General features: G+C 65.4%; 6 protein-coding genes. 4 read left to right on the top strand and 2 right to left on the bottom strand.

The genetic code is table 11. The features are described 5' to 3' along the window. Positions 1–367: 367 nt before the first annotated feature. Together WA965_RS23040 and WA965_RS23035 are read left to right on the top strand one after the other, a co-directional pair. Entirely contained in the window at positions 368–1,270 is a 903-nt protein-coding gene (locus WA965_RS23040) for a DegV family protein (RefSeq protein WP_526303027.1), read from the top strand. Between the two features lie 105 nt (positions 1,271–1,375). After that, positions 1,376–5,704 carry a protein kinase domain-containing protein gene (locus tag WA965_RS23035; protein ID WP_526303026.1) on the top strand — a complete coding sequence of 1,443 codons (4,329 nt, stop codon included), beginning with the start codon at positions 1,376–1,378 and terminating at the stop codon, positions 5,702–5,704. 101 nt (positions 5,705–5,805) lie between these two features. Here WA965_RS23035 and WA965_RS23030 read toward each other — a convergent pair whose 3' ends face one another. After that, a complete protein-coding gene (locus WA965_RS23030; RefSeq protein WP_526303025.1) occupies positions 5,806–6,255 on the bottom strand; it encodes a Crp/Fnr family transcriptional regulator in 450 nt (149 codons plus the stop codon). A gap of 371 nt (positions 6,256–6,626) precedes the next feature. Here WA965_RS23030 and WA965_RS23025 point away from each other — a divergent pair, with 371 nt between their 5' ends. Beyond that, on the top strand, positions 6,627–7,670 hold the full coding sequence (locus WA965_RS23025) for a cupin domain-containing protein (protein ID WP_526303024.1): 1,044 nt from the start codon (positions 6,627–6,629) through the stop codon (positions 7,668–7,670). 39 nt (positions 7,671–7,709) lie between these two features. Then, the gene (locus tag WA965_RS23020; protein ID WP_526303023.1) at positions 7,710–8,936 is read left to right on the top strand and encodes an FAD-dependent oxidoreductase; all 1,227 of its coding nucleotides are present in this window, start codon (positions 7,710–7,712) and stop codon (positions 8,934–8,936) included. Here the strand turns inward: WA965_RS23020 and WA965_RS23015 are convergent. Further along, the coding region (locus WA965_RS23015) for an SDR family oxidoreductase (RefSeq protein WP_526448111.1) at positions 8,915–9,538 on the bottom strand (624 nt) is incomplete at its 5' end. The two genes, WA965_RS23020 and WA965_RS23015, sit on opposite strands and share 22 nt — an antisense overlap.

Below are 9,538 nucleotides of genomic sequence, written 5' to 3'. Positions count from 1 at the left end.
GAAGCCGGTGGGTCGCCGGATCGGAGGGTGGGGTGCCCCGGTCGCGCCAACCAGGCTGCCCGGGGCGGTGCGGCGGGTTGGTCATCTGCGCAAGTCTGCCCCATCCCGGCGGCACTCTCGGGCACAGCGCCCCATCTCGGAACGATGAGTGAGGAGCTGTCTCCAGCGCCAAGCGGCCGACGTCGCGCCGTGTTTCCGCCGGGAAGTCCCACCGAGAAATGAGCGGTTGACCAATGTCGGCGAGCTCTTTCGACGGGCCTACTGAGAGCGGTACGGTACACCCACTAGCCAAGACCGCGGTTCATTCCCACGGTGAGTGACTCTGCGACGGGTCATACTGGTGGTCGGGAGCCGACGGGGGGCGAATGTGGGTGACGTCGCGGTAGTTACTGACAGCACCGCATATCTGCCACCCGCGCTTGTCGACAGCCTCAATATCACTGTGGTTTCGCTGTACTACGACGTCCACGGCACCACATCCGCAGACGGCCCCGAACTGTCGAGCCGCGGCCTGCGGGAATCCGATTTCGACGGCGATTTCGGACGATTTTATGCGGAACTGGACGCGTCGAAAATCACCGCGACGACAGCGCCGCCGACCGTCGACGACTTCGTGGCAGTGTTCGACCGGCTGCTGCAGCAGCACAGCGCCGTCGTCGCCGTGTTGCTCTCCTCCGGACTGTCCCCCACTTGTTCGATGGCTCGGCAGGCAGCCGCACGACTGGAGTCGGAGGGCTGTGGCCCCGACAGGTTGATCGTCATCGACTCGGCCGGCACGGCCGGACACCTGGCGCTGCAAGCGCTCGCAGCCGCAAGGGCGGCTGCCGCGGGGGAAGACAGCTCGGGGGTGGTCGCCCGTACACGCCAGGCTCGCCAAGAGGTCAGACAGTGGTTCCTTGTCGACACGTTGGAGTATCTGAGGCGTGGCGGGCGCATCGGCAACGCGGCAGCGTGGCTCGGATCAGCGCTGGACCTCAAGCCGATCCTGTTGGTGGGCTCGGAGATCAAGGCTGTGGAGCGCGTGCGCGCGCGCAAGCGCGGTGTCGAGCGGTTGGTCGAGCTGATGCGACAGCGTCGCGGTGTGGGCGCCGACCGCTGGTTCGTCCAACACGCGCATGCACACGAGGACGCGCAGATGCTTGTCGATCGTCTCGGCGGTGTGTTCGGCACTCCGCCCGAGTTCATCTCGGAACTCGGCCCCGTGGTCGCGACGCATGTGGGCCCGGGGACGCTGTCGGTCGGCGGTCTTCCCGGCGCGGCGTTGAGGTAGCTGATCGATGAGCACGTCACCGAGCGTGCAATGCAACGAGTGCGGAGCCGCAAACCGGCCACAAGCCAAATTCTGCGCACGTGCGGTGCCGCGACATCTGTTCAGGTGACATGTCCGCAGTGCGGTGCACGCAAGCCGAATTCGCAGCGCTTCTGTGACGACTGCGGCACCGAGCTGGACCCCAGGTCGGGGCGGGCGCAGGCGCGTGACGCGCCACCCCCTCGGACACTTGCCGACGGGCGATACACGCTCGGCGGCCTGCTCGGCGAAGGTGCCGGGAAGCGGGTGTATCTCGCCAGCGACACGCGATTGCAGCGCGACGTGGCCGCAGCGGTGTTCAAGGCCGACGCATCGGATGAGACGACCATCCGCCGTGCGCGCCGTGAGGCTGCGGCGATGGCGAAACTCGGTGAGCATCCCAATGTCGTGAACGTCTATGACTTCGGCGAAGAGTCAGGGCAGTTGTACTTGATCAGCCCGTATATGGCCGGCGGCGACCTGTACGACCTGCTCTCGGACGCGGCCGACCACCGGCTTGCTCTCGAGGAGGTCGTTCGTATCGGCAGCGACATTGCCAGCGGGCTTGCGCACGCGCACGCTCACGGCGTCGTACATCGTGACGTCAAGCCCCAGAATGTTTGGCTGGCCCCAGATGGCACCGCCAAAATCGGCGATTTCGGGCTTGCGGCCGCCGAAGGCGGAACCCGCATGACAGCGGCGGGGACGATGATCGGAACGGTCGCCTATATGCCGCCTGAGCAGAGTCTCGGCCGCGGTTCCGATGCGCGGTCTGACATCTACTCTCTCGGCGCCCTTCTGTACGAATTGCTCTGTGGAGTACCCCCCTTCGTTGGCGAGACGGCAGCCGCTGTTGTCTCCCAACATGTTTCGACTGCTCCGGTAGCGCCGAGCGGGCATCGGCCAGGCGTTCCGGCAGCGCTCGACCAATTGCTGGTGAGGATGCTCGCGAAGTCGCCGGATGCTCGCCCCCAAAAAGCAGCCGAGGTTCGCAACGCGCTCGTGCTCATCGCTGTTGCGGTTGCCGGTGGTGATACCGCAAGCCACGACGTCGCGGCGCTCGACCGGATCACGGACAGCGGTTTCATCGGGCGTGAGCGCGAGACGCATACACTTCGCGCAGCGATTGATGACGCAATCGGCCGCCGAGGCCGGACGCTGCTGGTGAGCGGAGAGTCGGGAATCGGCAAGACGCGACTGGCATCAGAAGCTGCCGCTTACGCGGCGCTGCGGGGGGCGCAGGTCCTCTGGGGACGCTGCTATGCGGGCTCGGGTGCTCCCCCCTACTGGCCGTGGGTGCAGGTGATTCGCGACTATGCGCGTGACCATGCCGACTCAGTCGCTGCCGACCTGGGTTCCGGGGCGTTTGAGATCGGACAGATCGTTTCCGAAGTGCGCGAGCGCATGCCGGAGATCCCAGAATCGCAGCCGCTCGACGCAGAGCAAGCACGATTCAAACTGTTCGATTCGGTGTCGCGATTCTTGATCGGCGCCTCCGAGCGCCAGCCGATAGCGATCTTCCTCGAAGACCTGCAGCAGGCCGACCGCCCCTCTTTGATGCTTCTGGAATACGTGGTCCGCGAGCTGGCCCGCTCACGGGTGTTTCTGCTTGGCACCTACCGCGACGAGCTCCCCGGTGACCACCACCTGAACGAGGTACTCACCACACTCAGCAAGGAGAGGGGCTACGCGCGGGTCAGGCTGCGAGGACTCTCCGATCAACACGTCAAGGCCATGCTCGAATCGGTGTTGCAACAACCGCTCGAGCAACGAAATGAACTCGCGCTCGCGGACGCCGTGTGCCGCGAGTCAGAGGGAAACCCGTACTTCACCGAGGAGATCATCCGTCACTTGATCGACTCCGAGGTGCTCGAGTGGCGCGATGGCCGGTGGGTTACCGACATCCGGGGTGGCGAGGAGCTCGGGATCCCCCGCGGAATCCGCGAAGTCGTCTCCCACCGGTTGGCGAAGCTCCCAAATGAGACACTCGAGCTACTCTCGACGGCCGCTGTCGTCGGCCGTGAGTTCGGTGTGCAGATCTTGACGCATGTCAGTGGTCTGGAGGCGAGCACTGCACTCTCACGGATGCAGCCCGCGCTCGACGGCGCGATCCTGCGCCAGGCCACAGGTGAGCCGGGCCGGTACGTGTTCGCACACGCCGCAACGCGAGACGCGCTCTACGACGACTTGCCCGCCTTGCGCCGCTCGCAACTGCACATCGCTGCCGGTGAGGCAATCGAGGAGCTCTACGCCGACCGGATCGAGTCCCATCTGTCGACTGTCGCGTACCACCTCGCGAGGGCGGCACCGCACGGTGACGTCGGGAAAGCAGCCGAATACGCGTGGTGGGCAGGCGAAAGGGCGGCAGCCACGTACGCCTACGAAGACGCAGTCAGCCTGTACTCCACGGCGCTGCAGCTCTTCGACACGCTCCCCGAGGAACCGCAGCGACGATGCGATCTGCTGCTGGCGCTCGGGGACGCCCGGTGGCGGGCTGGTGAAGCCGAAGGTGCCCGCGAAACGTTCGGCGAGGCTGCGTCGATGGCCCGTGAACTCGCGCTCAACGATCATTACGCCCGTGCAGCCCTCGGATACGGTGGCGGCCCGGGGGGATTCTCGATCACGGATCGTGCCGATGAACAGCTGGTGGCGATGCTGAGCGAGGCACTCGAGGTGTTGCCTGCACGGGACAGCGCGTTGCGGGTGACAGTGTTGGCTCGGCTGGCTCTGGAGCTCCGCTGCCGGGGAACTCTGGAGGAAGCCGACCGGGCAAGCGCGCAGGCCATCGAGATGGCCGAGCGCGTTGGGGACACGAAGATCCTGCTACTCGCCATGCACAGCCGGCAGTGGTCGACGTTGGGCCCCGACCGAATCGATGAGGCGATCGCGTCAGGCGAGGAGATGGTGCGGCTCGCTCGGATCGTCGGTGACCGCGACATGCAATTCGAGGGTCACCACCTGCGATTGATCGCGCTTGCACAGCTCGGCGACTTTTCCGCAGTCGATGAGGAGATCGCGGCGTGCGACCGACTCGCAGGCGAGTTGCGCCAACCACGCTATCTGTGGCAGACGGCCGTGTTCCGCACGATGCGAGCGCTGATGCGGGGTCGGTACAAGGAGTCTGAGCGCCTTGCGCGAACGGCGCTGTCGATTGGCCAGCGAGCCCAGCGGGAAGCGGCCGAAATCGTGTTCGAGGCCCACTCGTTCCTCACGCGGGTGGCAGACGGCAGCCTGGATCAGTTGACGGACACCGGGCGCCAGACCTCGGCCCGCTACGGCCAAGCGTGGCCGTCCGCCTACGTGTGGCTGCTCACCGAGATCGGCCAACTCGACGAGGCCCGGTTGGAGTTTGCGACCCTCGCGGCGGACGGCTTCGCGGGGTTGCGGCACAGCAGTGACCGGTTGACGTCGCTCTGCGCGCTTGCGGTCGCATCGGTCAAGATCGGCGACCCCGAAGCCGCGAACACTCTGTACGAGTTGTTGGTGCCTTACGCCGACCGCTGCACGTTGTTTCTCGCAGCCGCCGGTTGCCTCGGCTCCAACCACGCATTCCTCGGTTTTGCCGCCTCGGCAGCCGCACGCCATGAGGACGCGGTTCGCCACTTCGGACTCGCGCTCGCGCATAACGCTGAGATCGGCTGCGACTTTCTGACACCCCGGGTGTGCTACGAGTACGCCCGTACGCTTCTCGGCAGATCCCAGTTGGGCAATCAGGAGAAGGCGATGGGCCTGATCGACCATGGACTTGCCCTCACACGTCAGATCGGCATGCGCGTCGAAACAGAGCGACTCAATCGGCTGCGCAAGGAGCACCAGGAACTGAGGGCGACGCTCGCCTGGTCGGCGCTGGACGGCGTCGCGCTGTCCGTGGAGCGGGACCAGCCCGACCTTCGCCCGGTCGCCGCCCCCGACGGAACAGTCACAATCATGTTCTCCGACATCGAAGGCTCGACGGTACTGACCGAGCAGCTCGGCGACGAGCGTTGGCTGAAGGTCCTGCACCGCCACAATGCGCTCATCCGAGGCCATCTGGCCGTGCATCATGGTTTCGAGGTCAAATCGCAAGGCGACGGATTCATGGTCGCGTTCGGTAGTGCCAGCAGCGCGATGCGCTGCGCAATCGAAATCCAGCGCGACCTGGCAGTGCGGCGAGATCAAACCGGCAGCCAGGTGGTGCGGGTGCGTATTGGACTGCACAGTGGTGAGGTAATTCGCGACCGAGAAGACTTCTTCGGACACAACGTGATCCTCGCAGCGCGGATTGCGGCGACAGCGAGCGGCGGCCAGATCCTCGTGTCGGCGGTGATGCGCGAGCTGGTCGCGGGCAGTCACGAATTCCAGTTCGGTGAAGCCCGCGAAGAGCAACTCAAAGGCATTCAAGGACCACAGCGAGTCTTTGAGGTGCTCTGGTCTTAGCAGCTCCCGCATATGGACGCAGACATTGAGTCAACGTGCCGAACGCGCACATCGCAAGTAGGGCGGGCTTGATCCACGTTCTGTCCGAAATGTGCTCCGGCTCAATCGCCTTGCTGGCTCTGATCCGATGTTGCCGCTCCAAGCGAGTGCCGGGTGACAGTCGCGGCTATGGCGTCACGCAATGCAGGTATCTTCTCCAGCAGGTCAGCCAAAACCTCGCGATTGTAATGCAGTACCTCAGCTGGCCCCGTCGTCGTTACGGTTGCAGTGCGCAGTTTTCCGCGAAGGAGAGCGGATTCACCAATCACCTCACCCGGTTCCAATTTTGCGACTCGGTCGCGGCCCAGATACACCGCTGCTTCGCCACTGAGCAGGATGTAGCAGGCGTCCGACGGTGTCTGCTCATGCATCAGCGGCCAGGGTGCAGACGTCGAAGTGTGGCGCGCTGCTCGCGCGAGATGCTTGAGTTCGTCGTCCGACAACCCATCGAACGCGGAGAACTCGCGAAGCCGACGGGCGTCTTCCTCATATTCCTTCGCACCAGACTTCATACAGGCTCCTATTGCCGTGCCTACGTCGGATCTCGATCGGTCAGTACTTCGCCGCCCGCCTGATTATCAGCGTCGGAACCCCGTCGATGACGGCGATCAGCCAAATTGGTTGACGAATCTCCGCATCGGTCATGGCCACGACGTGATCACCACCACCGCCCTGTTGAACTTCACGTCCCCCACGTCGGCCGGCCGGAACCATCCGCCCTAGCCACACCGAGCAGCGCATTGCAGCTAGCAGGAAGCGACCGGGCGCAGAATCCGCCACGGGTACGGCGGCCAGCGTCCATGACACCGGGCGCCGACCGGAGGAGAGTCATCTCCAGCAGTGGCCCAGGATTCCCAGGAGGACCGATGACCCAGGAGCACCGATGACAGCGTCCATTTCGCGCAGCAGCCACACCACCTCACTGCTCGACGGTGAGATCGTCGAGGAGTCCGACCTGGGCTCCATGCGCCGAGTCACCGCCGACAATCTGCCGATCCTCAAGGGGCTGTCGATCAAGCGGGTGCTGCTGAACCCCGGAACGATGCGGACCCCGCACTGGCATGCCAACGCCAACGAACTGACCTATTGCGTGTCGGGCACCGCGCTGGTGTCCATCCTCGACGACGGCAGCAAGTTCTCGACTTTTGTCGTCACCGCCGGGCAGATGTTCCATGCCGCGTCGGGCTCACTGCACCACATCGAGAACATCGGTGACGAGGTCGCCGAGTTCATCATCGCGTTCCGCAACGAACGGCCTGAGGACTTCGGGTTCGGCGCCACGCTGGGCGCTTTCTCCGACGCCGTGCTGGGCAACACCTACGACCTGCCCGCCGCCGACATGGCCAAGATCCGACGCGACACCACCGATCACAAACTGGCCGCCCGCATCGGTGATCCCGAGATCCCGCCGGGAGCCTACTTTCGAGACCCGCACAAGTTCGACATCGAAGCCCAGGCACCGGGATTGAACTACGTCAGCGGCAACGCCCGCTTCGCGCGTGATCAGTTCTGGCCGGTCTTGAAGGACATCTCGATGTACTCGCTGCGGGTCACCGAGGTCGGGATGCGGGAACCACACTGGCATCCCGTGACCGCCGAGATGGGCTACGTCCAGCACGGCGACGCCCGGATGACGGTGATGAATCCCGATGGGACGCTGGACACCTGGACCATGACCACCGGCGACATGTACTTCATCCCGCGCGCCTATCCGCACCACATCGAGAACATCGGAACCGACGACTGGCACTTTCTGATCTTCTTCGACCAGCCCTTCCCTGCCGACATCGGCTACCGAGCCTCGGCGAGCGCCTACTCCCGCGAAGTGCTCGCTGCCGCTTTCGGCACCCACCTCGACGATCTGCCCGGCTTCCCGTTCACCCCCGCCGACCCGCTGATCGTCAGCCGCGTCAACGCTGTCGACTGACCCGTGATCGCACACCGCACGAGGACGGAATCAGCCACTATGAAAGCTCTTTCGACCTCACAGGCGACTACATCGTTCAGCGCGGTGGTCATCGGAGGATCCCTCGGGGGGCTCGCCGCCGCACACGAACTGGCCTCCGCGGGAGCCGAAATCGCCGTTCACGAGCGCTCCGTCGACAGGACTCAACCGCGTGGTGCCGGCATCGTGATGCAACCAGAGGTCGCCTCGCTGCTCGCCCGTGTCGGAAGGTCCGTCCCGTCGGTGAGCGTGGCGCTGTCGCAGCGCCAACAACTCCATCGACACGGAACACCTTCGCGGTATCAAGCCCCGCAGTGGATGACCGCCTGGGACACCGTCTACGACGCTCTGCGCCAGCCCCTCGAGGGGGTGTGCGTCCGTTTCGACAGCAGACTCGACCATCTTCGACTCGACGGCGACAGTGTCACCGCAGTCTTCGGAGGTGGCTTCTCCCACAGTGCGGACTTCCTGGTCGGAGCTGACGGAGTCGGCTCTGCGACAAGGCTTCTGACGAGCGGTCGCGATGACGGCGACTACGCCGGGTATGTCGCCTTCCGCGGCCTCGAGCCGGAGTCGGAACTTCCGGAAGCGCTGGTGGATCTGCTGGCGAAGCGCTTCACGTCGTTCGGGGTTTCGGGCATGCAGATGCTGTGTTACCTCGTTCCCGGTGTGCACGGCGAGACCGACCCGGGCAACCGACGGGTCAACTGGGTCTGGTACGTGAACACCTCGAAAGCAGCCGTTGCCGGATTGATGGTCGGCCGGTCCGGTCAGAAGTACGCGCACTTCCTACCGCCGGGGGAACTCAGGCCAGAGCCCGAGGACGCGCTTCTCTCGCTGGCCGACGAGGCGCTGCCCGGCCCGTTCGCCGAGCTGGTACGGCTGTCGACGGTGTTCATGCAACCGGTGTTCGATCTGCCCCCGACCCGGATGGCCGCCGACCGCGTCGCTCTGATCGGCGACGCGGCAGGAACGGTTCGCCCACACACCGCCTCGGGGACGTCGAAGGCGCTCGGTGATGCGGCCTCTCTTGCACGAGCCCTCAACGGCTGGAACGGATCCGACCCCGTTCCGCGACGCAGCCTGCACGCATGGGAGCTCTCCCGGCTCACCCATCTGACCGACGTCGCCGCCGCAGGCGTACGGCTGGCCGCGCGCTCGTCGTTGGGTGCCGGTGGGCCTCGGTTCCTCGAGGCCGGGGAACGGGTGTCGGTACGTCGGGGCAGCTACCAGTTGCTCGGCGAATAGTCCTTCAGAAAGCAGCCGTGCAGATCTTCGCCCGATTCTCCGCGGACGATGGGGTCATACACCCTGGCGGCGCCGTCGACGAGGTCCAGCGGCGCGTGGAAACCCTCGTCGGCGAGCCGCAACTTGGTCGGATGCGGGCGCTCGTCGGTGATCCAGCCGGTGTCCACCGCCGTCATCAGGATGCCGTCCTGCTCGAGCATCTCCGCGGCGCTGGTGCGGGTCAGCATGTTCAGCGCCGCCTTGGCCATGTTGGTGTGCGGGTGGCCGGGGCCCTTGTAGGCGCGACTGAACTGGCCCTCCATCGCCGAGACGTTCACGACGTACTTGCGGCGCGCGGATGATGCGGCCATCACCGGGCGCAGCCGGCTGACGAGGATGAACGGCGCGGTCTGGTTGCACAGTTGGACCTCGAGCAGTTCCATCGCGTCGACCTCGTGCACCCGCTGGGTCCAACTGTTCACCGACGCGGTGTCGGGTAGCAGGCCGCCCGCGTCGATCGCGGTGCCCGCGGCGATCCGCTCGGGGGATGCGCTGCGCGCGGTGAGCGCGAGTTCGGTGACGGCGTGCAGGTCGGGGTGCTCGGCGAGGCTCCCGGCGAGCGC

This window comes from Mycobacterium sp., from assembly GCF_049683935.1.
Classification (GTDB): Bacteria; Actinomycetota; Actinomycetes; order Mycobacteriales; family Mycobacteriaceae; genus Mycobacterium.
This window is presented reverse-complemented; position numbering and strand designations above follow the sequence as displayed.